The sequence below is a fragment of the Oerskovia sp. 140933 genome (genome assembly GCF_059651515.1).
Window position 1 is genome coordinate 17755 of the sequence record NZ_JAMXIO010000010.1, and the last position, 26088, is coordinate 43842.

At 74.3% G+C, this 26088-nt stretch carries 19 protein-coding genes; 6 read left to right on the plus strand and 13 right to left on the minus strand.

Going from position 1 to position 26088, the window contains the following annotated elements; translation table 11 throughout:
• Positions 1–94 precede the first annotated feature (94 nt).
• The gene (locus NHG27_RS07370) at positions 95–1762 is read right to left on the minus strand and encodes an ABC transporter substrate-binding protein (RefSeq protein WP_497015516.1); all 1668 of its coding nucleotides are present in this window, start codon (positions 1760–1762) and stop codon (positions 95–97) included.
• Positions 1763–1926: 164 nt separating this feature from the next.
• Positions 1927–4674 (minus strand): beta-d-glucosidase, encoded by a 2748-nt coding sequence (locus tag NHG27_RS07375; protein ID WP_497015518.1) that lies wholly within the window; start codon positions 4672–4674, stop codon positions 1927–1929.
• 98 nt (positions 4675–4772) lie between these two features.
• On the opposite strand from NHG27_RS07375, the gene NHG27_RS07380 reads away from it, so the two are divergent.
• From NHG27_RS07380 to NHG27_RS07390, 3 genes are all read left to right on the plus strand, one after another.
• Positions 4773–5450, plus strand: coding sequence for a TetR/AcrR family transcriptional regulator (locus tag NHG27_RS07380; RefSeq protein ID WP_497015520.1), 678 nt, complete (start codon positions 4773–4775; stop codon positions 5448–5450).
• Positions 5451–5539: 89 nt separating this feature from the next.
• Complete coding sequence (locus tag NHG27_RS07385) at positions 5540–6367, plus strand: response regulator transcription factor (RefSeq protein WP_497015521.1); 828 nt, start codon at positions 5540–5542, stop codon at positions 6365–6367.
• Between the two features lie 3 nt (positions 6368–6370).
• Positions 6371–8302 (plus strand): sensor histidine kinase, encoded by a 1932-nt coding sequence (locus tag NHG27_RS07390; RefSeq protein ID WP_497015523.1) that lies wholly within the window; start codon positions 6371–6373, stop codon positions 8300–8302.
• Positions 8303–8379: 77 nt separating this feature from the next.
• Here NHG27_RS07390 and NHG27_RS07395 read toward each other — a convergent pair whose 3' ends face one another.
• The 3 genes from NHG27_RS07395 to NHG27_RS07405 are packed head-to-tail and all read right to left on the minus strand — an operon-like array spanning position 8380 to position 14362.
• A complete protein-coding gene (locus NHG27_RS07395) occupies positions 8380–11853 on the minus strand; it encodes an ATP-binding protein (protein ID WP_497015526.1) in 3474 nt (1157 codons plus the stop codon).
• Complete coding sequence (locus NHG27_RS07400; RefSeq protein WP_193718090.1) at positions 11853–12590, minus strand: DUF4194 domain-containing protein; 738 nt, start codon at positions 12588–12590, stop codon at positions 11853–11855. Before NHG27_RS07400 ends, NHG27_RS07395 begins: the two co-directional genes overlap by 1 nt.
• On the minus strand, positions 12587–14362 hold the full coding sequence (locus tag NHG27_RS07405) for a DUF3375 domain-containing protein (RefSeq protein WP_497015529.1): 1776 nt from the start codon (positions 14360–14362) through the stop codon (positions 12587–12589). Before NHG27_RS07405 ends, NHG27_RS07400 begins: the two co-directional genes overlap by 4 nt.
• A gap of 287 nt (positions 14363–14649) precedes the next feature.
• On the opposite strand from NHG27_RS07405, the gene NHG27_RS07410 reads away from it, so the two are divergent.
• On the plus strand, positions 14650–15375 hold the full coding sequence (locus tag NHG27_RS07410) for a hypothetical protein (RefSeq protein WP_497015531.1): 726 nt from the start codon (positions 14650–14652) through the stop codon (positions 15373–15375).
• Here the strand turns inward: NHG27_RS07410 and NHG27_RS07415 are convergent.
• The 7 genes from NHG27_RS07415 to NHG27_RS07445 all read right to left on the minus strand — a co-directional run bounded on the left by NHG27_RS07415 (position 15315) and on the right by NHG27_RS07445 (position 22125).
• Entirely contained in the window at positions 15315–15890 is a 576-nt protein-coding gene (locus NHG27_RS07415) for a hypothetical protein (protein WP_497015533.1), read from the minus strand. The genes NHG27_RS07410 and NHG27_RS07415 overlap by 61 nt on opposite strands.
• Positions 15891–15974: 84 nt before the next feature.
• Positions 15975–16481, minus strand: coding sequence for a P-loop nucleotide/nucleoside kinase family protein (locus NHG27_RS07420; RefSeq protein ID WP_193718086.1), 507 nt, complete (start codon positions 16479–16481; stop codon positions 15975–15977).
• Between the two features lie 155 nt (positions 16482–16636).
• Positions 16637–18124 (minus strand): S1 family peptidase, encoded by a 1488-nt coding sequence (locus tag NHG27_RS07425; protein ID WP_497015535.1) that lies wholly within the window; start codon positions 18122–18124, stop codon positions 16637–16639.
• Positions 18125–18227: 103 nt separating this feature from the next.
• The gene (locus NHG27_RS07430; RefSeq protein ID WP_497015537.1) at positions 18228–19181 is read right to left on the minus strand and encodes a LysR family transcriptional regulator; all 954 of its coding nucleotides are present in this window, start codon (positions 19179–19181) and stop codon (positions 18228–18230) included.
• A gap of 149 nt (positions 19182–19330) precedes the next feature.
• On the minus strand, positions 19331–19759 hold the full coding sequence (locus NHG27_RS07435; RefSeq protein ID WP_193718083.1) for a VOC family protein: 429 nt from the start codon (positions 19757–19759) through the stop codon (positions 19331–19333).
• Between the two features lie 153 nt (positions 19760–19912).
• Positions 19913–21493, minus strand: a complete 1581-nt coding sequence (locus NHG27_RS07440; RefSeq protein ID WP_497015540.1) for a DUF7059 domain-containing protein — start codon at positions 21491–21493, stop codon at positions 19913–19915.
• A gap of 53 nt (positions 21494–21546) precedes the next feature.
• Complete coding sequence (locus tag NHG27_RS07445; protein ID WP_497015541.1) at positions 21547–22125, minus strand: hypothetical protein; 579 nt, start codon at positions 22123–22125, stop codon at positions 21547–21549.
• A 260-nt stretch (positions 22126–22385) separates the two neighbouring features.
• Here NHG27_RS07445 and NHG27_RS07450 point away from each other — a divergent pair, with 260 nt between their 5' ends.
• Positions 22386–23105: a TetR/AcrR family transcriptional regulator gene (locus NHG27_RS07450; RefSeq protein WP_497015542.1), complete on the plus strand. Its 720-nt coding sequence runs from the start codon at positions 22386–22388 to the stop codon at positions 23103–23105.
• 22 nt (positions 23106–23127) lie between these two features.
• On the opposite strand, the gene NHG27_RS07455 is transcribed toward NHG27_RS07450, so the two are convergent.
• Entirely contained in the window at positions 23128–24117 is a 990-nt protein-coding gene (locus NHG27_RS07455; protein WP_321575177.1) for a LacI family DNA-binding transcriptional regulator, read from the minus strand.
• 119 nt (positions 24118–24236) lie between these two features.
• Between NHG27_RS07455 and NHG27_RS07460 the strand changes: the two genes are divergently transcribed.
• Positions 24237–26087 carry an HAD family hydrolase gene (locus NHG27_RS07460; protein WP_497015545.1) on the plus strand — a complete coding sequence of 617 codons (1851 nt, stop codon included), beginning with the start codon at positions 24237–24239 and terminating at the stop codon, positions 26085–26087.
• The last annotated feature ends 1 nt before the right edge of the window (position 26088 follow it).

Genomic DNA, 26088 nt, shown 5'->3' on the forward strand with positions numbered 1-26088 from the left:
GGGCCGTGGTCGGGCCTGGCGGGAGGCCGAGGAACGAGGCCGGATGGTAGGCCCGGCGACGGCCCCGCCCCCTCACTCACGAGCAGTCACGCGATCAGGAAGCCGGCTTCAGCTTCGTGAGGATGAGCGACGCGTTGGCCGTCGTCGGCTGCGGGTTCGCGTACGGGTCCTCGTCCGAGGGCCAGCCCACGAAGTTCTTGGTCGAGTACTGGGCCGCGGCCGGGCGCCCGAGGAGCGCGATGGTCGGGACCTCGTCGACGAAGACCTGCTGCACGGTCTCGAGAGCGGCCGTGCGCTCGGCCTCGTCCGTCGCGTTGGCGTAGGTGGCCAGGGCCGCGGTCGCCTCGTCGCTCGTGAAGCGGCCGAAGTTCCAGTTGGCACGCTCGCCGAGCGGCATGTACTGGGCACCGTCCATCTGGTTGGAGTACGTGTCCCAGGGGGTGGCCCCGCCGTCGGTCCAGTGCATCGAGGCCTGGAAGTCGCCCTCGGCGATCGCGGTGAACCAGGCGTCGGCGTTCTGGCCCTCGACCGTGGCCGTGATGCCCAGGGGCTTGACCGCGTCGGCGACCATCTGGAGCTCGGTCAGGTAGTCCGACCAGCCCGTCGGGTTCGTCAGCGTGAAGGTCACGGCGTTGCCCTCGGGGTCCTTGAGGGTGCTGCCGTCGAGGGTGTAGTCCGCGTCGGCGAGGACCTTCTTGGCGCCGTCGACGTCGACCGTGTACTTCTCGCCCTGGAAGGGCGCGGTGATGAAGTCGGTGCCTGCGGGCTCGGGCATGCCGGTGACGTTGGTCAGGGGCGGGAAGACGCCCGACGACGCGAGGTCGGAGATCTGCTGACGGTCGAGGACCATCTGGACGGCCTTGCGGACGGCGACGTCGTCGAACGGCGCGGTCTCGGTGTTGAGGAACAGCGCGTCGACGCCCAGGCCCGTGGGCGCCCACTGGTTGTTCACGTCGGGGTCGGCCTCGATGTAGACCTTCTCGTAGTCGGGGATGAACGTCCACCCCCACTGCGCCTCGCCCGAGACCAGGGCGTTGGTGAGCGCGTTGTTGTCGTTGTACGAGCTGTAGCGCAGCTCCTTGACGCCGAGCTCGCCGCCCCAGTAGTCGTCGCGGGCCGTGAGGGTCGCGGCCTGCGCGGTCCAGGACTTGAGGGTGTACGGGCCCGTGCCGACGGGCTCCTCGTTGGTCCAGGTCGTGGGGTCCTCCACGTCCTTCCAGACGTGCTCGGGGACCACGAAGAGCTGGAGGATCTGGGCCTGCTTGACGAACTGTCCCGAGGTGAACGAGACCGTGACCTTGTTGCCGTCGACCGCGATGTCGCCGAAGGGCAGCGCGAACGTGTTGAGGCCCTCGTTGTCCTTGCGGATCTGGAACGAGTAGGCGATGTCCTCGGCCGTGAAGTCCTCGCCGTCGGACCACGTGACGCCGTCACGGGCCGTGAGGGTGAGCTGCGTGTAGTCGGCGTTCCACTCCCACTCGCTCGCGAGCCACGGCGTGGGGTCCTCCGAGGGCCGCACGGTGTTGACCTGGGCGAGGGGCTCGTAGATCGCGAACGCGTAGCCCAGCGACATGGCCGAGGACGTGTTGGCGAAGGGGTTCGAGTTGTCGGTCTGCGGGCCGTTGGGCATCCCGATGGTCAGGACGTCCGAGCCGCCTGCCGACGATGTGCCCCCGTCTCCGCTGCTGCCGCTGCACGCGGTGGCGACCAGGGCGAGCGTCGTGAGCCCGATGATCGCCGTGCTGATCCTGCGCTTGTTCATGAGTGCCTCCTTGCACTGAAAATCTGGACGAACCGTACGTGCGGTTCGCGACGAACCGGTCATCTAGCGGGTAGAACTGGGTCGAGCGGGCGGTGCGGTGGTGCTGGTCGTGCCGGCTGTGCGGTCGGGGGACGGCGGCGCGTGGACGGCGTCGTCCCCCGGGGTCAGGCGGGCAGGGGCGCCCGGAGCCGGAGGTCGCGGATCGACCTCCCGGCCCGCAGGACGTGCCCGCCGGCAGCGGTGACCCACTGCTGCGACGGGACGTCCCAGGTCTGGAGGGCGCGCACGGGGATGCGCACGCGCGCCGTGGTGGTCTCCCCCGGGGCGGCGTCGACGACCGCGAAGCCGCCGAGCCAGCGCACGGGGCGGCGGGGAGCGTCGGGCGCACCCGACGAGAGGTCGGGCTCGACGTAGACCTGGACCACCTCACGGCTCGTCCGGGTCCCCGTGTTGCGGACGGTCACGTCGAGCAGGACGTCCGGGCTGCCGCCGGGCCCGGCACCCCCCTGCTCGTCGGGCAGGCCCGGTGCCCCGGCGAGGGTCGCGCCCACGTACTCCCACGTGGACCAGCCGAGGCCGTGACCGAACGGGGCCGCGGGGGACGCCCCCGTGCGCTCCCAGGCGCGGTAGCCGACGTCGAGCCCCTCGGCGTACTCGACGACGCCGTCGAGCGGGATCGCGTGCGGGACGGGGACGTCCTCGACGCGCGCGGGCAGGGTCCACGGGAGGCGACCGGAGGGTTCGGTCACCCCGAGCAGCGCGTCGGCGAGGCCGGTCCCGGCCTCCTGACCGCCGAGCCACGCCCACAGGACGGCTGGGGCGTCGTCGAGCCAGGGCAGCAGGACCGGGGCGCCCGCGTTGACGACCACGACCGTGCGGGGGTTGGCCTGCAGGACGAGCTCGACCAGCCTGTCCTGGTTGCCCGGCAGGTCGAGGTCGGGACGGTCGTAGCCCTCGGACTCGACCTCCTCCGTGGTCCCGACCACGACGATCACGACGTCGGCCTCGCGGGCCGCGGCGACGGCCTCGTCGAGCAGCTCCTGGGTGGTCGCGCCGGGCAGCCGGTGGACCAGCTCTCCGCGGACGAACGACGCGTACCCGACGGCGTGGACCACCTGGAGGGTCGCGTCGAGGTGCGCGGCGCGGGCCTCGGCGACCTCGACGGTCACGGTGCGCGCCACGGGGTGGTTGTGCCCCGAGCTCAGCACGACGTCCTCGTCGACCACGACGTCGCCGGTCGAGACGACCCTCCCGTCGACGGTCACGGTGTGGACGCCCACCGTGCCGATGCCGAGCTCGTGCGTGCCGGGCTCGTCGAGGTCGACGACGGCGCGGACCCGCACGGCCGCGGCGTCGGCGCGGACGTCCTGGATCCAGCCGTCCCACGCGGGCGCTGTGCGGGACTCGAGGACGGTGCCGTCGGCGTCGAGCAGCTCGACGCGCAGTCCGGGGGCACCCGTGACCGGGTCGCTGCACCGGCCGGGGACGTCCAGGGCGGGCGGGTTGGAGCGCGAGCGGGCGCCGTCGTGGACGAGCAGGCGCGTGCCCTCGGGCAGGCCCGCGCGGATCTCCTCCGCGGGGGTCGAGACGCGGTCCGGGACCACGAACGACGAGCCGCCGCCCTGGAGGAACGGGGTGGTCGCGGCGGGGCCGAGGAGGGCCACGGTCAGCGGGCGGCCGGGAGCCGCGAGGGCTGCGGGGTCGAGGGGCACGAGCCCGGCGGTCGCGCCGCGACCCCCCTCGCCCGCGGGAGCGGCCACGGGCTCGTTCCTGAGCACGACGACCGAGCGTGCGACGAGCTCACGGAGGAAGGCGGCCGACGCCTCCCGACCCGTGAGCCCGTCGCGGGCCGACGGCGCGGAGGAGGGTGCGCCGTCGGGCTGGGGACCGGTCACCGGTGCGGTGCCGGGAGCAAGGGTTCCCCCGAGGTCGAGCGCGCCGACCCGGTGGGCCAGGCGCAGGAGGCGCAGGACCTTGTCGTCGAGCTCGCCCTCGGCGACCTCGCCCGAGCGGACCGCGTCCAGCAGGCCGTCGCCCCAGGGGCCGTCGGGGCCCGGCATCTGCAGGTCGAGACCGCCGCGCACGGCGCCGCCGATGCTCTTGGTCGCGACCCAGTCGCTCACGACGACGCCGTCGAAGCCCCACTCGTCCTTGAGGACACCGGTGAGCAGCGGTCGGTGCTCGAGCACGGGGGCCGCGGTCTCGCCGTCGTCGACGCCCGAGTAGGCGCCCATGACGCTCCAGGCCCGGGCCTCGCGCACGACGCGCTCGAACGGCGGGAGGTAGACCTCGCGCAGCGTGCGCTCGTCGAGGCGCGCGAGGTAGCGCGTGCGCTCGGTCTCGGAGTCGTTCGCGACGTAGTGCTTGACGCTCATGCCGACGCCGTTCTCCTGGGATGCGCGCACGAGCCGGACCGCGATCTCCGCGGTCAGGTGCGGGTCCTCGGAGTAGCACTCGAAGTGGCGGCCGCCCACGGGCGTGCGCTGGAGGTTGATCTGCGGGGCGAGGACCACGTCGACGCCGTGCCGGCGGGCCTCGGTCGCGAAGAGCGCCCCGGCGCGGGCCGCGAGGTCGACGTCCCAGGTCGCGGCGAGCGCGCTGGGGGCGGGGAACATCGCGGAGGTCTGCGGTGCGGCCGGCTCGCCGTGCGCGTCGGTGGCACCGCCCGTGCCGCGCACGCCCACGGGGCCGTCGGACATCGCGACGGCCCGCAGGCCGATGCGCTCGACCGGGGTCGTGGTCCACATGCCGGCGCCGACGACGAGGGAGACCTTCTCCTCGACCGTGAGCGCTGCGGCGAGGAGCACGAGGCGTTCCTCGGGCCCGTCGACGACGACCGCGCCCTCAGGGCTGACGTCGGGGGTGACGTCGGTCGTGACGTCGGTCGTGACGTCGTGGGTCTTCAGTGACACCAGGTGCTCCGTTCGGACGGCGTTGTCTGCTGGCCGACATACAACCACACTTACTGACTCGTCAGTAAGTCAACGCAGATCACAGTATGGTTGCGGTCATGACAGAGGCGACACCGGCGCGAACACGCCGCCCGCGCAAGGGCACCGCAGCCCGGCGCGAAGAGATCCTGCGCGCCGCGATGCGCGTCTTCGGGTCCAAGGGGTACCACCAGGGCTCGCTCGCCGAGGTCGCCGAGCAGGTCGGGATCACCCACGCCGGGGTGCTCCACCACTTCGGCTCCAAGAACCAGCTCCTCATCGAGGTGCTCGAGTTCCGGGACGTCGTCGACGTCGAGCACCTCGAGGGCAAGCACATCCCCGGCGGGCTCGACCTGTTCCGCCACCTGGTCACCACGGCCAGGATGAACGCCGAGCGCCCGGGCATCGTGCAGGCCTACACCGTCCTGACCGGCGAGTCCGTGACCGACCAGCACCCCGCCCGCGACTGGGCCACGAGGCGGTTCGCAGGCCTGCGCGGCGACATCACGAGCGCCCTGCGCACCGTGATCGACGAGCGCCGCGCAGCCGGGCTCCTGACCCCCGAGGACGACGTCGAGCTCGACCCGGCCGCGCTCGACCGCGCGGCCAGCACGATCATCGCCGTCATGGACGGGCTCCAGACCCAGTGGCTGCTCGACCCCGAGGCGGTCGACCTCGCCGAGGCCACGGCCTTCGCGATCGAGGCCATCCTGGCCTCGACGCTCGCGGCGTCCCGCAGGGAGCGGCCGCTGGACTGAGGACGCACGACGGCCCCGGCGTCGCCCCTCACAGGCGATTCATAGGATCGCCACAGGCGCCGCGAAGCCACCGCGCGCACCATGGACGCATGACCACGACCCCCGCGCCCACGGAACCGCTCGTCTCCCCGCGCGCCCCCGAGCGCCTGACCCGGGCCGACGGCTCCCCCGTGCGCGTCCTCGTGGTCGACGACGAGCCCAACCTCGCCGAGCTCCTCACCTCCGCGCTGCGCTACGAGGGGTGGGACGTCTCGACGGCCCTCGACGGCCAGTCCGCGATCCGCACGGCCCGCGAGGTCGGACCCGACGTGATCGTGCTCGATGTCATGCTCCCCGACCTCGACGGCCTGTCCGTCCTGCGCCGCATCCGCGCCACCTCCCCCGACGTCCCGGTCCTGTTCCTCACGGCCCGCGACACCGTCGAGGACCGCGTCGCCGGGCTGACCGCGGGCGGCGACGACTACGTGACCAAGCCGTTCAGCCTCGAGGAGGTCGTGGCCCGCCTGCGCGGCCTCATGCGCCGGGGCGGCGCGACCGCGCGGCGCGAGGACTCGACCGTCGTCGTGGGCGACCTGGTCCTCGACGAGGACTCGCACGAGGTGTTCCGCGGCGGAGACCCCATCCACCTGTCGGCGACCGAGTTCGAGCTCCTGCGCTACCTCATGCGCAACGCGCGCCGTGTCATGTCCAAGGCGCAGATCCTCGACCGCGTCTGGAACTACGACTTCCGCGGGCAGGCCAACATCGTCGAGCTCTACATCTCCTACCTGCGCCGCAAGATCGACAAGGGGCGCGCGCCCATGATCCACACGCTGCGCGGCGTCGGGTACGTCATCAAGCCCGCCGAGGGGGCGTCCGTGCCCGCGGGCGGCACTGGGTCGGCGGGCAGCACGCCCGACGGCGCCGCGAAGGCCTGACGCGTGACCTCACCCCGGACGTCGCTCACCGCCCGCCCGCGGACCCTGCGCCGACAGCTCGTCGTCGTCCTCGTCGGGATCCTGCTCGTGCTCAGCGTCGCGCTCGCCGTGTCCTCGACGCTCGCGCTGCGCACGAGCCTGGTCGACAAGCTCGACCAGGAGCTGACCCAGGCCAGCGAACGCGCCGAGCGCGGACCGTTCGACCGACCCGGCGGGGTCGCGCCGCCCGGGACGTCGGACGGCACCCCGGACGGCACCCCCGACGGCACGACCGGCGGCACCTCGGGCGACGGCAGCGGGCAGACCGACGGTACCGCCGACCCGGCAGACCCCGGCACGTCGTCGGACGGCTCGGCCCAGGACCCCGGCGCCGGGACGTCCCCGACCGGTGCTCCGCCGTCGGGCACCGAGTACCAGAGCCCCCTGCCCCCCGGGCAGGGCGCCGGGACCATCAACGTCGTCTACGACGACGGCGAGGTCCAGTTCGCGGGGTACGTCGACGACCTGGGCGACCGTCGCGAGCTCGACGCCGCGCAGATCGCCGACCTCGAGTCCGTGCCCGCGGACGGGAGCCCGCACGACGTCGAGGTCACCGACCTCGGGACGTTCCGCGCCATCTCCACGACGACCCAGCACGGCGAGCCGTCGATCACCGCCATGAGCACCGAGTCGGTCACGCAGACCCTCGAGGGCTACCTCCTGGTCGAGGTGGTGCTCGCGGGCATCGGGATCGCGCTCGCGAGCGTGCTCGGGACGTGGCTCGTCCGACGCTCGCTGCGGCCCCTCGACTCGCTCGCCGACGCGGCCGTGCACGTGTCCGAGCTGCCGCTCGACCGCGGTGAGGTCGAGGAGATCCCCCGCGTCGACGAGCAGTTCACCGACGAGCGGACCGAGGTCGGGCAGGTCGGTGCGGCGCTCAACCGCATGCTCGACCACGTCGAGGCGTCGCTCACCGCCCGGCACGAGTCCGAGACCCAGGTCCGACAGTTCGTCGCCGACGCGAGCCACGAGCTGCGCACCCCCCTCGCCTCGATCCGCGGGTACTCCGAGCTGGTCCGCCGGTCCCCCGACCAGGTCCCGCCCGACACCCTGCGCGCCCTCGACCGCATCGAGTCCGAGGCCGTGCGCATGGGCGAGCTCGTCGAGGACCTGCTGCTCCTCGCACGGCTCGACGCAGGGCGCCCGCTCGACCGCGAGCCCGTGGACCTCGCGGCCCTCGCGATCGACGCGGTCGCGGACGCGCACGCGGCCAGCCGCGACCACGTGTGGGAGCTCGACCTGCCGCTCGCCGCGGGCGACGAGCCCGTGCTCCCCGACGACGGCCCGCCGCACGGCACGGAGCCCACCGCGGGCGACGACGAGCGTGACGAGCCCGGCCCCGGCGACCGGCCGCGCACCGGCGGCGACACGCTGACGCTCGACGGCGGCGGCATCCTCGCCGAGGGGGACGCCCTGTGGGCCGACGGGGACGACGCGTTCGACATCCCCGACGTCACGGTCGTGGGCGACGAGGCGCGCCTGCGCCAGGTGTTCGCGAACCTGCTGGGCAACGCCCGCGTCCACACCCCGCCCGGCACGCGCGTGGTCGTGGGCATCCGGCCCGACGGCGACGACCACGTGGTCATCTCGGTGACCGACGACGGTCCCGGGATCCCGGCCTCGCTGCGCCCCTCGCTCTTCCAGCGGTTCAGCCGGGGCGACTCTGCGCGCAACCGGGTCGGCGGCTCGACCGGGCTGGGTCTCGCGATCGCGCAGGCCGTGGTCCAGGCGCACGGGGGCGAGATCTCCGTGCGGGACGCGACCGCGGCAGACCTCGCCCGGCCGAGCGACGCGGGCCGGCCGAGCGCGACCCGACCGGGGGCCGACGACGCGGGGCGCGCTCCGACGTCGGGCACGACGTTCGAGGTGCGGCTGCCGCGGAACGTCGTTCCGTAGCCGGTCGAGAACGGGGTTGAGGTCGCCATTCGTCGGATGGCGACCTCAACCCCGTTCTCGGCACCGGGACGAGCGGCTCAGAGCGCCGCGTGCGCCTCCTTCTCGGCCTGGTACTCCTCGATCGTGAGCGTCCGCAACCTGGAGTTGCGGCCCGTCGGGTTGTCGACGTACCCCACGGCCGAGATGTACGGCTCGATCACGTGGATCTTCTGCAGCGGCGTCACGATGAGCAGCTGGAGACCCAGGCTCTTGAACAGCTCGAGCGCGAACCGCGTCGACTCGTCCGACCCGCGACCGAACGCCTCGTCGATCACCACGAACCGGAACGCCTTGGACCGCACCGCGCCCCAGTCGAGCTTGAACTGGTACGCGAGCGAGGCCGCGAGGATCGTGTAGGCGAGCTTCTCCTTCTGACCACCGGACTTCCCGCCCGAGTCCGAGTAGTGCTCGTGCTCGACGTCGTCCTCGCGCGACCGCTCAGAGGCCGACAGGACGAACCAGCTCCGCACGTCGGTCACGCGGCGCTTCCACGCCTCGTCGGCCTCGGCCTGCCCCTCGCGCCCGCGGAACCGCTCGACGATCGCCTTGACCCGCAGGAACCGCTCCTCCGAGTAGTACGCGACCGTCTCCTCGCCCGTGTCCTCGTCGCGGCGGCCCTCGAGGTCCAGCCCCAGGACGCCGTCGGTGCACGCCCGCAGGTCCGCGCGGAACTCGCGCACCTCGGTGTTGGGGGTGGGCGCCATCTCCAGGCGGATGTACCGCCCCGGGTTGTAGTCGATCGCGCGCAGCGAGTCGTTGATGATCTCGACGCGCTCGCGGATGAGGTCGGCCTGCTTGGACAGCTCGGCGTGGAAGCCCGCGATGTCGCGGATCGTGTTGGTGTTCAGGTACGTCTTGAAGTCGACCTCGAAGCGCGGCAGGTCGTCGCGCGTGAGCCGCTCGTGCAGCGCCCGGTACTCCGGGGCCGAGCGCACGTCGTTGTCGAGCTCCGTGGTCTCGACCGGGTACGCCGCCCGGAACGCCGTCATCTGGGCCGCGATGCGCGTGCCGAGCTGGCCCTGGCGGGCCTGGGCCTCCTCGACCTGTGCCGTGAGCCGGGTCCGCAGGGCGCTCTCCACCGCGTCGGGCTCGACGTCGCCGGGCGCGCCGCCCTGGGCGGCGGCCTGCGTCCCGGCCTCGGTGTCGAACAGCCGCGCGAGCTCGTCGACCAGCCCCGCGTCGAGCGGCCCCTGCTCGGTCAGGACGCGTGCCGACCGGTCACGCTGCGTGCGTGCGCTGTCGAGCGCGTGCTTGTCGGCGCCCGCCGCTGACAGCAGCGCGTCGCGCTCGGACGCGATGCCCGCGGCCCGGCGCGCGAGGTCACGGAGCTGGTCCGCGATGCGGCTGAGCTCGGTCGACGCGCCCTCGATGCGCCGCTTCTCCTCGTGGAGCTCGGCGATCGCGCGCACGGGCTCCTCCCAGTCGAGCTCGCGCCACTCGCGGAAGACGTCGAGCCGGTTGAGTGCTCCCGAGCGCGAGATCGCCGCGTTCTTCTCCCGACCGACCTCGTCGCGCCGCTCCTCCAGGGCCGTCCGCCGCGTCGCGACGTCGGTGGCCTCCTCGAGCAGCGCGTCGATCTTGGCCTGGTTGCTCCAGCCCAGGACGTAGGCGCTGCGGTCGCGGACCGCGCGGCGGTCGTCCTTCTCGTGGTGGCTGGCCGAGTGCTTGACTTGCCCCTCGCGCGTCACGGCGCGCGGTGCGCGCTGGAAGTCGGCGAGCGTGTCCGCGCACACGTAGTCGGCGCGGCGTTCGAGCTCGTCGCTCAGCCAGGTCGCGAGCTCGCCGTCCTTGACCTCGAGCAGGTCCGCGAGGAGCGGCCCGTCGTCCCGGCTCGCGACCTTCCCGACGCCGCCGCGCGCCGTCCCGGAGCGGCCCCCGGCGGGCGCGGGCACGCGGTGGTAGACGAGCTTGGAGCCCAGGTCGTGCGAGTTGATCCAGGCCGAGACGGCGTCATAGTGCTGGGCGGGGACGAGCAGCGAGAGCGCGAAGCCTCGCAGCACGCGCTCGGCCGCCCCCTCCCACTCGGCGTGCTCGGCGCGCACCCCGACGAGCTCGCCCGCGAACGGCAGGTCCGCGTCCGTGAGCCCGACGTCGGAGCACAGGCGGGCACGCAGGTCCAGGCTCGCGCGGGGCAGGTTGGACTCGCGGTCGGCCAACGACCGCAGCTCGGCGTTGATCTCGCGGGCCTCGGCCTCGACCGCGCGCAGCTCGGCGGCGACCTCTCCGGCCCGGCCCTCGATCTCGCCGAGGACGTCCTGGGCCGCGGACTGGAGGTCGGCCGCGCGCTCGCGCAGGGCCGTGAACTCGTCGCGCGACGCCACGGGCTCGAGGCCCGCAGCCACCAGGTAGCGCGCGTACTCGTCGGCCTTGGCCCGGCGTTCGGCACGCTCGACCTCGAGGCGCGCGACCTCGCCCTCGATCTGCGCGAGCCGGTCACCGCCGTGCCCGGCACGCTCGACCTCGAGGCGCTGGCGCTCGGCGTCGAGCAGCGCGAGCTCCTCCTTGAGGCGGTCCAGGCCGTCGGCGCGGGCCGCGGTCGACGCCTCGAGCTCGCCGATCCGCACGTCGAGCGCGTCGACGCGCCTGCCCGCGGTGAAGCCGCGCAGCGCCTCGCGCTGGGCCGCCAGGGTCCGGACCTGCTCCCCGGCGGCGTCGTACGCGTCGGCGTCGGCGAGCAGGGGCGCGAGCTGGTCGATCTGCGCGCGGGCCTTGACCACGGCGTCGTGCGCGCTCGTGAGGTCGTCGAAGTGCGCGACGAGCTTCTCGGTCCAGCGGGCCGCGTCGAACGGCTCGAGCATGTGCTCGCGCACGAACTCGTTGAGGTCGCCCACCGACTTCATGGACACCGTCTGGTGGAACAGCTCCATGGCCTGCTCGGACTCGATGCCGAGCAGGCGCCGGAAGTCGCGCCCGTACTCCGGGAAGTGGTCGCGGATCTGCGCTCCCGACTCGCGCAGGCGGCGGCGCAGGACGTTGATGTCCCCGTCGAAGCCCGCGAAGTCGTCGGCGATCGTCATGGGCGAGGTGCTCGTGACGTAGAAGCGCTCGGGCTGCCCCTGCGCCCCGTCCTTGAGCCAGAACACCTGCGCCAGCACGGCGCGGGAGTCGAACCCGCGGTTGGCGAACTCGCCCAGGATGACCGAGTAGGTGTGGCCGCGCCGCAGACCCACGTGCCGCGAGGCGCCCGTGACCTCGTTGCGCTCGGACTTGTAGTGCCCGGCCACGTAGGAGCGCAGCGTGCGCTCGCGCGTGTCCGCGCCGGCCGCCTTGTTGTAGCTGATGCGGTTCGCGGGGAGCAGGAGCGTCGTGATGGCGTCGACGATGGTCGACTTGCCCGAGCCGATGTCTCCCGTGAGCAGCGCGTTGCGGCCCTCGAGCTCGAAGCTCCACGCGTACTTGTCGAACGTGCCCCAGTTGAGGACCTCGAGGCGGTCGAGGCGGTAGCCCGACCGCTGGTCCAGGTCCGCTGCCGCGTCGTGCAGCTCGACCGCGCTGAACAGTGCCTCGGCCATCAGACGTCCTCCCTCTCGGTGCCGGGTCCGTCGCCGCTGCCGACCGGGTGTCCGTGGTTGCTCTCGTCGCCGTCGCGCGCCACGCCGGCCTGCTCGGCACCGACCAGGGCGCCGCCGTCGCGCGACGCCAGCTCGGCCGCGTACTCCCCGAGGCGTGCGTCGAAGTCCGCGAGCCACTGGCCGTCGACGAACGCCTTGAGGATGCGCCGCACCTCGTACGTGTCCGGGGTGTCGGGCACGGGGCGCAGGAAGCCCAGCTCGACGACGCGCCGCACGTTGGCCTCGACGCGGTCGCGCGCACGGGCCTCGTTGCTGGACCCGGGCAGGAAGACCTTGACGAGGTCCACGATCTCGTCGCGCGTCAGGACCAGGCGCGTGTCGCCGCCCTCGGAGTCGAACTGCGCGAGCCGCTTGCGCAGCAGCGCGAGCAGCAGGCTCACGTCGAACGACAGCTCACGGCGCGCGACGAGGCGCGGGATGAACGTGCCGTCGTGCTCGTCCTCGGGCTGCGCGCGCAGGTACGCGTACCCCTCGGACTCGTCGATCACGATCTCCAGGCCGAGCGTCGCGACGAAGTCCCGCGCCTGCGCCTCGAGCGCGAGCAGGTCGCGCCACGTGCGCGTGCCCGCCTCGCGGTAGACGACGCCCTTGACGAGCGACGTCACGACGAGCGAGAGCTCGGGGCTCTGCCCCCCGGGCTGCCCGGGGCGTTCGGTCCGGACGGGCTGCTGGCTCACGGGGTTCCCTCCTGGGGGGACGGCTGGGGGGACGGCTGGGGAGACGGCTGGTCGGTCGTGCCGGGCGGGGCCTGCGCGAGCGAGCGCGCGACCGCGCCCGCGAGGTCCTTGGCGCCCGTGCGGGCGAACGTCACGCGCGGGACGCGGGCGACGCGCACGCGCGGTCCGGCGGGCCGCACGGGGTACCCGTCCTCGTCCACGGCCGCGGCGTCCGGGGAGTCGGGCGCGTCGACGACCCACCGCACCTCGTCGGTGTGCGCGGGGTCGTGCACGACGGCGAAGCGCGGGTCGTCGAGCGACAGGTACGTCACGAGCTCCGCGAGCCCCTGCTCGAGGGGGTTCTCCTCGACGAGCTGCGCGAGCGAGACCTGGCCCCGGCGGCGCAGGGCGTCGCGGACCGTGCGGCTCAGCCGCTCGGGGTCCACGTGGACCTGCGTGAACAGGGCCGACGCGTCGAAGTCCGCTACGCCCGCGGTCACGCCCTCGCTCGCGAGCGGCTCCTGGTGCTGGGGCCGGTACAGGGGGCGCTCGGTCGGCAGGTGCACGTCGACCGAGGTCGCGTCCATGGTCGTCGCGAGCGGCCCGGTCTCGGCGGCCCCCAGGCGCAGGCGGTCCGGCGCGTCGCGCAGCGCGAGGGCGCGCGACTCGATGCTGCGTAGGACGTCGATCACGCGCCGGTTCTCGAGCCACACCTGGTCGTCGAGGAAGCGGCGGAGCTGCTCGGACAGGACGCGCACGGTCGACTGCGTGCGCTCGCCCGCGTCGAGCCAGTCGTAGTGGATGCGGCGCAGGCGGCGCCCGGCAGCGCGACCGGTGATGCCGGGGGCGGCCTCGCCGTCGTCCCCGACCTGCTCCTCGAGCGCGGGCAGCGCCTGGACCTTCTCGACGAGCCCGGCGAACTCCTCCTGGCGCTGGCGGTCCAGGAGGAAGTCGTAGAACGCGTGGAAGCTGCGGCCCTGGTCCGAGTCCGCGATCGCGGACCTGCTCCCGACGACCGCGTCCAGCAGGTCCCCCTTGGCGCCGTCCCAGCCCGTGATGCGCTCGCGCATCTCCCGGTCGAGGTTCCGGAAGTTCGCCTCGACCTCGCGGAAGTCGGCGAGCAGGTCGGCGGCCGTCCCCGTGAGCTGCTGGTAGCGGTCGCGCTGGGCGGCGGCGTCGAGCAGCGAGAGCTGGCCCGCGCGCACGCGCTCGATCTCCTCGTCGATCCGCGCCCGCCGCGCCTCGAGCTCGCGCAGTCGCGCGTCGGCGTCGGACTCGGTGCCGACGGTGAGCTGGCGCAGCAGCTCGAAGACCGTGTTGAGACGCGACTCGGTACCGACGAAGCTGCGCTCGCGCAGCGCGGAGACCCACGAGACGGCCTTCTCGACCGCGGGGGTCGCGTCGTAGTGCGCCTCCTCCGAGCCCGTCGGGTAGAACTTGCGCAGCCAGCCCTGCTCGGGCGCGGACCAGTGGTCGAGGTAGGCCTTGGGCGAGCGGGGATACCTGCGGGGCTCCGTACCCGGGTCGCCCCCCTGCGGCCCGACGGCGTCGGTCCCCGCCACGGGCACGTCCCCGTCGGCCGCAGGCCGGGGCTGCGCGCGCGCAGGCACGGGGCCGTCGATCGCGTACAGCGCGTCGTCGAGGAGCGAGACCAGCTCGGCCTCGCCGATCGAGCGGACGTTCTGCTCGACGAAGACCGTGCCGAGGAAGCTCAGCGCGAGCGGGGCGTTGTCCGAGCGCAGGAGGCGCCAGGCGGGGGTGCGCCGCAGGGCGTCGATGTCGTCGTGCTGCACTCAGGCCCTCTCGTGCGTGTCTGTTCTCGGTGCCGACCGGTGGGTGGTCCGTGCGCCGGATGGAGCGGTCGCTGCAGGGGGACCGCACGATCAGCCGCACGGAGCATCCTAGGCGCCGGGCCCGACGATCCTCGGATCGGCACGGCCGCCAGGCGCACCGGGTCCGCGGGCGCGTCGCTCCGGGCGCAACCTCCGCCGCGTCCTCCGTCGAACGATGTACGCGTGGCGGGCGAGGATCGGCGGGGTGGGCGACGCCGTCGGGCCCGGACCCGACCAGCATGGACACCATGGCGACCCTCCTGGAGAACCCCCTGGTCCTGCTCGTCCTCGCGTGCGAGGTGGGCTTCTGGGTCGTGCTCGGCGCGGGCCTGTTCGCGCGGTACGTGCTGCGTCGGCGGCGGCTCAGCACGGTCCTGCTGCTCAGCGTGCCGCTCATCGACCTGCTGCTCGTGACCGTGTCCGTCGCGGACGTCGCGAGCGGGTCGCCCCCCGAGGCCGTGCACGGGCTCGCGGCCGTGTACCTGGGGTTCACGGTGGCGTTCGGGCACTCGGTCGTCCGGTGGGCCGACGCGCACGCCGCGCACCGGTCCGGCGACGGGCCGAAGCCCGTCAAACCACCCGGCGACGGCCTGGCGGGCCTGGTCCACGAGGTGCGCGAGCTCGGCAAGGCCGTGATCGCCGCGGTGATCGCGCTCGGGGTGATCGCGACCCTCTCGACCGTCGCGGGCACCGGGCTCGTCGCCCCCGACCGGTGGCCCGACGACCCGCTGTGGACCTGGGCGCTGCGCGTCGCGGTCGTGCTCGGGGCATGGGTCGTGCTCGGTCCCGTGTGGGTGCTGCTCGGGCTCGGGAGCGGCGCGAAGGACACGGGTGCTGGGCGCGGCGAGGGTCCGGCCCCCGTCGGGTCGGCCGGGCCGGACGAGCCCGTGGCACCGGCGGACCCGGCGAGGGGCTACCGGTCGGGCGGCGCGAACGGCGACCGGTCGCCGAACCGGTCGAACGTGTCGAGGTAGCGCGACCCCCACGACACCCGGGTGATCTCGTCGAGCCCGAACCACCTCGGCGCCCGTTCCCAGCGCCCGGCCGTGCCGAGAAACCTCAGCCCCAGCCCTTCGGCCGTCAGCTCCTCGACCGCCCCGGGGAAGCACTCGTCGGGCGCCGTGCCCTCCGCGTGCACCGCGAGCACGCGGTTCGCCCGGGCGACCGACCGGACGACCCCGTCGACCGACGCGAGGTCGACGTCGAGGTCCGGGAGCGGCGGGGGCCACGCCCCGAGCCCGGACGCGGCCCGCTCGACGAAGCGCTGGTCCGAGCGCCGCGCCCGACGGACCCGCGTCACGTCCTCGGTCCGGATCGCCTCGTAGCCGTCGGCGTGCGCCCGGTCCGCCAACGCACCGACGAGCGTCCAGACACCCGTCGCGAGCACCACCCCGTCCAGCAGGTCGACGCCAGGGCCCAGGGCGCGGCGGTGGATCGTGACGACCGCACCGGTCGTGCGCGCCTCGTCGAGGGTGGTCGTGCGGGACATGGCCGGAGCGTACCGTCCGGGCCCGCCACCCGACCGACCGTTGCGGGCCCGGGCCGGACCGGCCCGCGGGCGAGCACCGCAAGGTCAGGCGTCCAGCCAGTCCTTGGCCGCCGCGAGCAGCTCCGCGTCGTCGAGCGACGCGTCGAGCCGCAGCCGCGGGTCGGTCCAGTCCGCGAGCGCCCGGGCCCGCTCGGCGAGCGACTCCCACCCGGGCTCGGGCAGGGCGGGGTAGCGCGTACCGCGGGCCGTGAGGCGCTCGCGGTGCAGGTCCTCGTCCAGGAGCTGCACCTCGACGAACCAGAGCCGGGTCCCGACGCGCGCCGCGAGGTCGACCCACTGCTGCCGGGCCGCCGGGTGGTCGTTGACCGCGTCGACGATGACCGCGTGCCCCAGGAGCAGGTTCTCCTCCGCGACCGACTCCACGGCGAGGTAGGCACCCAGGCCCGTGACGTCGTCGTGCACGGCCCCTGCCCGGAGGTACGCGTCCTCGACGGGGTCGACGCTGAGCACCACGGCCCTCAGGTCGCGCGCGAGCAGGCGCGCGAGTCGACTCTTGCCCGTCCCGGGAAGTCCCGCCATCGCGATCAGCACGATCGTGAGACTAGGCCCTCCATGTTTCCGGGGCGCGTCGAGCGTGCGTGGCGTCAGCCGCCCCCGGTCGAGAACGGGCGTCTGCGCGGTCGAGGACGGGGCCGAGGCCGCCACCGGACCGGTAGCGGCCTCGACCTCGTCGTCGACCGGAGCCGCTACGGCGTCGTCGCTCCCAGGGTGTACGCGCCGGAGCCCGCGTACGCGTGGACCACGTACCGGTAGTACCCGGCCGTCCCCGTGTACGTGAGGGCCTCGGCCGCCCCCGGCGACGTCGACGACGCGACGTTCGCCCACGCGGACCCGCTCCACTTCTGCAGGTACAGGTCCAGGTCAGACCCGGCCGGGCCGCTCAGGCAGACGCGGTGCACGCCGCTGCCCTGGACCGTGACGTAGGAGCCGTTCGGCTGGGCGACCGACGCCCCGGCCGAGACGCTGCCCTGGTAGGACCGCGCGTAGCCCGCGCACCCGACCGGCGGAGGCTCGGTGCCCCCACCACCCGACGTCACGAGCGTGAGCCCGTACGCGGACAGCGCCTCGTTGACGGGCTGGAAGTACGTCGTCCCGCCCGACGAGCAGTTGCCCGACCCACCGGACGTCAGGCCCTGCGCCTGGTTGCCCGCGACGAGCGAGCCACCCGAGTCGCCGGGCTCGGCGCACACGTTCGTGCGGATGAGCCCCGAGACCGTCCCCTGCGGGTACGTCACCGAGCTGTCGTACGCCGCGATCGTGCCGCACCGCCAGCCCGTCGTGGAACCCGACCGGCAGACCGACGACCCCACGGGCGCGGCCGTCGAGCCCGCGACCGCGACGCGGCCGCCGCTGTAGTTGTTGACCGCCCCGACCGGGGTGTTGCCCGCGTCGACCTGCACCCACGCGTAGTCGTTGCCGGGGAAGCTGGACCCGCGGAACGTGCCGCCCGGCCCCGAGGTCCGGGTGCCCGTCGTCCCGCAGTGCCCGGCGGTCACGAACCCGCCGTTCACCGCGAAGCCCACCGAGCACCGGCCGCCCGAGCCCATGGTGTACGCGTTGCCGCCGACCACGTCGATCAGCGGCCGGGGAGCCTCGGTCGTGGTCACGTAGGTCACCGCGTCGGCGGGGACGCCCGCGCTCGCGGCCGCCCGCTCCGCGAGGGCGCGGCCGCCGTCGTGCACGTTGACGACGACCTGGTTGGTCGTGACGTCGACGTACCAGCTCGGGACCGCGGCCGGGTCGGTGAGCTCGCCGTCGAGCGCGACCTTCCACGCGTCGAGCTCGGCGAGCGTGTGGTCGACGACCACGGGCGTCGCCCCGGCCGCCCGGACCTCCTTCGCCTCGGTGCCGTCGGCGACGCCGACGTACAGCCTGTTCCGGCCGGGGTCCACCCAGGCGCCCGCGTAGGCGTCCAGGTTCTCGGCGAGCGCGTCCTCGGTGCTCGCCGCGTCGGACTGGAACGCCAGACGCTTCGTCGCGTCCTTGGCGGTCAGCCCCAGGTCTCGCTGGAGGGCACGGAGCACCTCGGGCGAGACCTTCGAGGAGGTCTGGGGTGAAACGGTCGGAGCGTCGGGGGTGGGTGGCGCCGCGCTCGCGGCGAGCGCCGTGGGTCCGGCAACCATCGCCGTCGCGGCGCACGCCGTGGCGAGCGTCCTCCAGAATGATCGTGCCATCTCGCTGTCCCTTCGTCGGGTCCCGGGATCGCCGGGTGAACGAGGCTCACGCTAGGGAGCGGGACGTGGGGCGCACAGATGCCAGCCAGGTCATACCGGGGCGTTATGTGAGGGTCTCCCCGTAGGAGTCGAGCCAGCACAGGTAGCGGGGGCTGCGGCTCACGGCGTCGTGGTGGGACCGCACCGCGGCGTCGACGAGGACCTCGACGGGCAGGTGCGACGCGCCGCCGCGCCAGCCCACGTAGTGCGCCCACCGCAGCGGGGCGTCGTCGAGCGGGACGACCTGCGTCCCCGGGGTGTCGGGGAACGTCGGCTGGACCAGGGCGACCGCGTGGCCGGCCTGGACGAGGTCGATCACCGTCGGCCGGTCGGCCTCGCTCAGGCCCGACGGCGTGAAGCCCGCCCGCGCGCACGCCTGCGCGAAGCACCGCTCGAAGCAGCCCTCGCCCGGACCGCTGAGCCACACCTCGTCGGAGAGGTCGCCGAGCGAGACCGACGAGCGGTCGGCGTGCGGGTGGGCGTCCGGCAGCAGGACGAACACGGGGTCGACGTCGACGCGCCACCACGTCACGCCTCCTGGGGTCGGCGGGCTCGCGTCGGAGCACAGCCCCACGAGGGCGACGTCGAGCGTGCCGACCGCGAGCTGGTGCGCGGTGTCGTCCACCGACCAGCTCGTGGCGGTCGTGACCCGGACCTCGGGCAGCCCCGTGAAGAGGCGGTGCACGAACCGCCCCGAGAGCGCGCTCGCCACCGTCCCGACGCGCAGCGTCCCCGGGCCGTCCTCGTCACGGTTCACGTGCTGCTGCACGTCGTCGAGCAGGGACTCCATGGCGGGCAGCACCATGCGCGCCCTGCCCAGCACGAGCTCGCCGAGCGCGGTCGGGTGGGCGCCGCGCTGGTCGCGCGTGAAGACCTGCCCACCGAGCGCGCGGTCGATGCGGTTGAGCTGCGCGGTCAGGGCGGGCTGCGCGATCCCGAGGGCCGCCGCGGCCCGCGTCACGCTGCCCTGGGCCGCGACGACCACGATGAGCCGCAGGTGACGGAGCTCGAGGTCCATGGGCCTGAAACTAGCGCGGAGGGTGGGTTCCCGCGCCTCGTCGGCGGCCACGGGGTTCCGCGCGGTCGAGCACGGGGTTGAGGCCGTCATCGCTCGGATGACGACCACAACCCCGTGCTCGGCCGGTCGCGGCCGGTCGCTGGTCGGGCTCAGCCGGCCTGCGCCGAGACCTGCGCCGAGACCTCGGCGTCGCTGCGCAGGATGCAGAGCTCGTTGCCCTCGGGGTCTGCGAGCGTGACCCACCCCGAGCCGTCGGGGCGCCGGTGGTCGGCGAGCTGCGTGGCCCCCAGGCCGAGGAGGCGCTCGACCTCCTGCTCGCGCGTGGCGTCGGTGGGCCGCAGGTCCAGATGGAGCCGGTTCTTGAGCTCCTTGCCTTCCGGGACCTCGATGAACAGCAGGCGTCCGCGAGACTCGGCCGGGGCGTCGGTGCCGCCCGGCGGGAAGATCATGCACTCCTCGTGGCCCGGCAGGTTGGGGTCGTCGGGGTCCTCGACGTAGCCGAGGACACCGCACCACCAGACCGACTGCGCGTAGGCGTCGCGAGCGTCGAACGTCGTGTGCTGGATGCGGGAGGTCATGGGCTCAACCTAGGCAGGCCCGGCGACCGGCGCACGGCCATTCCGGTCGCCGCGGTCGAGCACGGGGTTCCGCGCGGTCGAGCACGGGGTTGAGGCCGCCACCACCCGGTTGACGACCTCAACCCCGTGCTCGGCACCTCGCGCCGGAGAGGCTCAAGGCACCAGGAACCCGTCCCGTACGAGGCCCCGCACCGCAGGCAGCAGCTCGCCCGCGAGGTCCCCGACCGGCACCTCGAACAGGGACGCGATCGCCCCGATCAGCTGGCCCACGGTCAGCTCGCCGTCGCTCGCGCCCACGAGCGCGGCCAGCCCGGTCGACGCCTGGAGCCCACGTCCCAGGCCGTCTCCCTGCCGCACGATGACGACGTTCGGGTCCTCGGCGCCGGGCGTCAGGTACCGCTCCTCGGTCACGTCGGGCGCCACGGACAGCCGGGACGACGCGAGCGCGGCGTCGTCGCGGGCCTCGAGCCAGTCGTGCGCGGCGAGCGAGGCCGCGAGGTGCCCGCCGAGCGGCTGGCGCACCGACCCCGTGTGCTCCTCGAGGCGGCGCAGGCTCACGCCGTGGCCATCGGCGGGCTTGCGGAGCGTCACGATCCCGAACCCCACGGCCTCGACGTCGCGCGTCGCGAAGTCGTCGAGCCACGCCTCGTACGACGCTGCCCACGCGGCGGGCTCACGCTCGGGCGTCGTGCCGCCGTCGCGGATCCACGTCTCGGCGTACTCGGCCGGGTCCAGGACCTCGCGCTGGACGACCCACCCGTCGAGCCCGGCCTCGTCGAGCCACGCCCCGACGCGCTCGGTCCACGGCTCGCCGCGCCGGTGCTCCCAGTTGCCGAGCATCTGCGCGACGCCACCCGGTGCGAGCACGTCCCCGACGCCCAGCACCAGGTCGCGCACCAGGTCGTCGCCCGCACGGCCGCCGTCGCGGTACTCGTACTCGGGGATGGTCCCCGCCCCGGCGGCGCGCGGCGTGATGACGAACGGCGGGTTGGAGACCACGAGGTCGAACTGCTCGCCCGCGACGGGGTCGAGCATCGAGCCCTCGCGCAGGTCCAGGCTCACCCCGTCGAGGGCCGCGTTGAACTCGGCGAACCGCAGCGCACGCCGGGAGATGTCGGTCGCGACGACCGACCGCGCGTGCCGCGACGCGTGCAGCGCCTGGATGCCGCAGCCGGTCCCGAGGTCGAGCACCCGCCCCACGGGAGTGCGCATGGTCACCTGTGCGAGCGTGATCGAGGCCCCGCCCGCCCCCAGCACGTGGTCTCCTGCGAGGCGTCGTCCGGTCGCGAGCTCGCCCAGGTCGGAGGCCAGCCACCACTCGACCGGCCCGGCCGCGTCGGCCGCGGCGTAGGGGCGCAGGTCGAGCAGGGCGCGGACGCCGTCGTCGGGCCCGGCGCCCGCCGCAGCGACGAGGCCGAGGCGCGCCGCGCCGTCCGTCCCCACCCCGGGCAGGGCTGCGTCGAGGTCCGCGCGGCGGACCTCGAGGCCCAGCAGGAAGAGCGCGGCGAGCACCGCGCGAGGCTCCCTCCTGCCCGACGGCGTCGCTCCCGTCGCGTCGTCGAGCGCAGCCCGAGCGACTCGCAGCGCAGGCACGGCCTGCTCACGGTGCAGGGCCGCGGACGCGAGCGGGCCGAGGAAGTCCTCGACCCCGTCGACCGTGTAGGAGGCGGCCGCGAGGTCGTCGCGCAGGAGCGGCAGGAGGTGTGGGTCGATCGTGGGTTCACCGAGGGGCATACGACCATCCTCCCCCGACCCTGCTCACGCGCCGCACGCCGGGCCGGCTCGGGTCACCCTCCGCAGGTGGTGTCCAGGTACTCCGTCACACGCGCCGACGCGGCCGTCATCGCGTCGGTGTCCAGGTCCTTGCCGGCGTCGTCGAGGGCCTTGACGATCTCCTTCGGGGAGTCGCTGTCGGCCTTCGCGAGAGCCGTGGCGGCCGTCGAGACGTACGACGTCACGGTCTTCCAGTCGGCCGCGACGTCCGCGGGCGGCTCGACGCTCGTGAGCGCGACGCGGGCGTTCTCGAAGCCCGTGACGAGGGTCCGCGGGTGGTCGACGCTCATCGAGACCTGCGCGGTGTTGGCTGCCGCCCAGGCCGCCTCGACCTCCGCGCAGAACGACGTGTCGACCGCGGGGTCCGGCTCGGTCCCCTCCGCGGCCGCTGCCGCAGCCTCCGCGTCGGCGGCCGAGGCGGCGTCGGTCGCGGCGTCGACCGCGGCGCTGTCCGTGCCGGCGTCGGCGGTGCTCTGGGTGGCCGTCGGGGACGAGGCGGGGGTCGCGGCGCCGCCTCCGTCCGAGCATGCTCCCAGGGCGAGGAGTCCGACGACGGCGAGCGCCGCCGTCGGGCGCAAGAACGAGGTACTCATGCCTCCATGATGCGGGCTCGGGCCCGTGCGCCGAAACTCCCCGCCCACCGGAGGTCGGCCCATGGTGTCCACGACGAGCCCGGTGTGCGTGACGGCCGAGCGCGATGAGGCCGGACATGAAGACGACCTCGACCATCGGGGGCCACGAGTCGTGAGGCAGCGGGCCCGACCCCGGTCCTCGCTGATAACCATACGGGCGTATCAATTACTGCTGGTGCGCTGCCGTACCGGATTGCGCCTTTTCTCCCTAGGATGGTCACGTGGACGCGACACAGGGGGACCCGCACCGAGGACGATCACGCATCGACGACGACCCGTCCCCCGGCGGGACGGCCCCACCGGCGCCCACCCGGACGGTCGGGCGGGTCGCGCCCGGCGCGCGGCCGCGCAGCAACGACGCACGGACCCCCGTCCAGACGCGCAGCAACGACCGGCAGCGCGCCATGATCAACGCTGCCGCCAGGCTGCTCATCTCCGAGGGGTTCGGCGCGGTCACGCACCGGCGGGTCGCCCGGGCCTCGGGCGTGCCTCAGGGATCGGCCTCGTACTACTTCCCGTCGAGCTCCTCGCTCGTCAAGGCCGCCGTCGAGGCCGCCGAGGACCTGCGCTGCACGGCCGCGACCGAGCGTGCCGAGACCCTCGTGCGACGGGACCGCGGGACGACCACGACCGCCCGCCTGCTCATCGAGACGTTCTACGCGCCCACCGTCGACGACTCGGTCGTCGACGTCCGCCTCGACCCGATGCTCACCGCCATGCGCGACCCCGCGCTGCGCCCCATCCTGCGAGCGTCTCGACCCCGCCTCCTCGCCGCCCTGAGGACGGTCCTCGAGGCGAGCGGCTACGAGCACGTCACCGACGTCGACCTCCTGGGGCACTTCATCGACGCGTCCCTGCTGTCCGCAGCGTCCTACGGGACCGAGGACGTCCTCGACCGGGCGACGGAGACCACGGCGCGGCTGCTCGAGCACTGGCGCTGAGCCTCCGTCGAGGACCTCCGGGTCACCGCTCCGACGGGGACTCTCCCGGCACGGTCGACCCGCGCACCACGAGGCGCGGGGCGAGCACCTCGTGCCGGTCCTCGCCCCGACCGCCCAGCCGTTCGAGCAGCAGCTCGACCGCGAGCTCCCCCATGCGCCCCCGCGGCTGGTGGACGCTCGTGAGGCGGGGGCGGGCCCGCCGGGCGAGCGCCGAGTCGTCGTACCCGACGACCGCGAGGTCCTGCGGCACGCACAGGCCCCGGTCGTGCGCGTGGTCCAGGAGGTCGAACGCCTCGACGTCGTTGCGCGCGAACACTCCCCGGTAGCCGTCCTCGACCAGGTCCGCGACCGGCACGCCGGGGCCGACGACACGGATCTCCTCGGTCAGGCCGTGGCGCCGCATGGCGGCCTCGTACCCGGCCCTCCGTGCGAGGCCCGCGGGGCGGGCGCTCCCGCTCACGTGCGCGATCCGCGAGCGCCCGAGGCCCACGAGGTGGTCGACCGCGAGCGCCGCGCCCCGCGCGTCGTCGTTGGTCACGGTGTCGACGCCGTCGACCGCGCCCAGCGGTCGCCCGACCATCACGACGGGTGCGCGGCGGGCGGCGGCGCGCAGGTGCTCCTCCTCGAGCCAGGAGCTGATCACCACGAGCCCGTCGACGTTGAGGCTCAGCAGCGTGTCGAGGTGGCCCGCGAGGTGCCCACGGTCGCGGGACCCGTGGACGAGGAGCACCGAGAAGCCCGCCTCGCGGGCGGCCTCCTCGACGCCCGTGACGATCTCGGTGTGGTACGGGTTGTCGAGGCTCGACAGGACGGCCCCGAGGAGCATCGTGCGGCCCTGCTTGAGGCTGCGCGCGAGGGCGTTGGAGCGGTAGCCGAGGTCGTCGGCCGCACGCCGGATGCGTTCGCGCGTGCGCTCGCTCACGCCCGGGTCGCCGCGCAGGGCGAGCGAGACGAGCGACTTGGAGACGCCTGCGTGGGCGGCGACGTCGAGGAGGGTCGGGCGGGGGTTCACCGGTCCATTCTCCCCTCCGGACCGCCCTGGTCTGGAACGTTCCATATGTTCGGTCGGCGTTCGCCCGCCGGACACCCGGGGGACGCCGGGCCGTCGCTCCCCGTACCTACGGTCCCACTGTGACCACGACCGACCTGCCTCGCCCCGTGCCCCTCGCCGGCGCCTCCGCCGTCCCCTCCGCCGCAACCGACGCCCCGGCCGACGCCCCCCTGCCCACGCTCCCGACCGTCGAGGTCGGCGGGACGGACCGACGCCCGTCGCCCGGCCTGGGCGTGCGGCCCGACGCGCTGCTCCTCGACTTCGGCGGCGTGATCTTCCAGACGACCAAGCGCCCCGAGGGCTACGGCGAGCTCGCGGCCCACCTCAGCGAGGTGCTCGGCCGCGCGGGCCACCGTCGCTCACCCGAGTCGCTCGAGCCCGTGCTGCGCGGGGGCGTCAAGGCCCTCAAGGACTGGAAGAACGCGTCGAGCCGCCGCCTCGCACCGCTCGAGCTGGACCACCGGACGATCTGGCACGACTTCCTCGCCTCCCCCCTCCCACCGGCCGAGCGCGAGGTCCTCGCGGGCAGCGCGGGCACGCTCCTGGCGCGGCTGACCGCGACCCTGAGCGAGCACTCCGTGCGCCCCGGGATCCCCGAGCTGCTCGCGACCGCGACCGAGCTCGGCGTCACGGTCGGGATCGTGTCCAACGCCCACTCGGGCCGCGCGCACCGCACGCTGCTGGCCGCGCACGGCCTCGACGAGGCGTTCGGCGTGCAGGTCTACTCGGACGAGGTCGGCCTCCGCAAGCCGCACCCGGGCATCATCACGATGGCCGCGCGTGCGCTCGGGACGACGCCCGGGCGGACCTGGTACGTGGGCGACACGCTCGACCGCGACGTCGTCGCCGGACGTCGCGCCGGCGTGGGGGCCGTGATCCTCACGCGCCACCACAGCGACGTCCCGCCCTACCCCGTGACCGACACGGCCGACGCCGTGCTCGACACCCCCGAGGGCATCGGTGACCTGCTGCGGGCGTCGGAGCCCGTCGCGCCCACCAGCACCCTCGACAGCACCCTCGACGCGGCGGGGGCGACGGGGGCCGAGACGCGCGCGCCGAGCGCACGGCCCGCGGCGCCCGCGCCCGCGGGACGCCCGTCGGCGCTCCTGCTCGACCACGGCGGCGTCGTCGTGACCTCGGTGCCCGACGACGCGGCGCGCCTCGCGTTCGGCCGTCACCTCTCGCAGCGGCTCGCCGTCGCGGGGTACACGCTCTCACCCGAGGAGGCGGTCGAGGCCGTGGCCGGGGCGCGCGTGCGCCACCGCGCCTGGAAGGACCGGCACGAGGGGGCACCCGCCGCGGGCACTCCCGCGGACCCCGCAGCCGGGTTCGTCGAGGACGTCGAGGAGATCGACGCGACGACCTTCTGGGTCGAGCTGGTCGGCCCGGCCCTCGCCCACCTCGGGGACGGGATCGAGGACTGGCTGCGCGCCGAGGCGTACGCGCTGATCCTCGAGTACGCGCGCTCCAAGAGCCTGCCGACCCTGCGCCCGGGGGTGCGCGACGTGCTCGAGGCCGCGCGCGCCGGCGGGGTCCCCGTCGCGATCGTGTCCAACACGGTCTGCGGACGAGCGGTCCGCGACGAGCTCGAGGCGTTCGGGATCGACCACCTCGTGGGCGTGCACGTCTACTCGGACGAGCTCGGCCACCGCAAGCCCGACCCGGTCACGGCCCGCACGGCCCTGACCGCGCTCGACGCCGACCCCCGGTCCGCGTGGTTCGTCGGGGACAAGCCCCACCGTGACGTCCTGGCCGCGCGCGGTGCGGGCGTCGGGACCGTCGTGCTCGTGCGCGGCGGGTCGAGCAGCGACGCGACCCTCGACGCGGCCGACGGCGCCCTCCGGCCCGACCACGTGATCGCCGAGGTCGGGGACCTCCTGACGCTGTGGGCGCCCGCTGTGCCTGCGGCGCCCGCGCGGCACGGCCGCTGAC

What these genes read in the sequence shown, in the direction of transcription:
- NHG27_RS07445 (WP_497015541.1), bottom strand. Translation starts at nt 22,125, where the DNA reads ATGAGTACCTCGTTCTTGCGCCCGACGGCGGCGCTCGCCGTCGTCGGA.
- NHG27_RS07370 (WP_497015516.1), bottom strand. Translation starts at nt 1,762, where the DNA reads ATGAACAAGCGCAGGATCAGCACGGCGATCATCGGGCTCACGACGCTC.
- NHG27_RS07435 (WP_193718083.1), bottom strand. Translation starts at nt 19,759, where the DNA reads ATGACCTCCCGCATCCAGCACACGACGTTCGACGCTCGCGACGCCTAC.
- NHG27_RS07415 (WP_497015533.1), bottom strand. Translation starts at nt 15,890, where the DNA reads ATGTCCCGCACGACCACCCTCGACGAGGCGCGCACGACCGGTGCGGTC.
- NHG27_RS07395 (WP_497015526.1), bottom strand. Translation starts at nt 11,853, where the DNA reads ATGGCCGAGGCACTGTTCAGCGCGGTCGAGCTGCACGACGCGGCAGCG.
- NHG27_RS07430 (WP_497015537.1), bottom strand. Translation starts at nt 19,181, where the DNA reads ATGGACCTCGAGCTCCGTCACCTGCGGCTCATCGTGGTCGTCGCGGCC.
- NHG27_RS07385 (WP_497015521.1), top strand. Translation starts at nt 5,540, where the DNA reads ATGACCACGACCCCCGCGCCCACGGAACCGCTCGTCTCCCCGCGCGCC.
- NHG27_RS07440 (WP_497015540.1), bottom strand. Translation starts at nt 21,493, where the DNA reads ATGCCCCTCGGTGAACCCACGATCGACCCACACCTCCTGCCGCTCCTG.
- NHG27_RS07380 (WP_497015520.1), top strand. Translation starts at nt 4,773, where the DNA reads ATGACAGAGGCGACACCGGCGCGAACACGCCGCCCGCGCAAGGGCACC.
- NHG27_RS07425 (WP_497015535.1), bottom strand. Translation starts at nt 18,124, where the DNA reads ATGGCACGATCATTCTGGAGGACGCTCGCCACGGCGTGCGCCGCGACG.
- NHG27_RS07410 (WP_497015531.1), top strand. Translation starts at nt 14,650, where the DNA reads ATGGCGACCCTCCTGGAGAACCCCCTGGTCCTGCTCGTCCTCGCGTGC.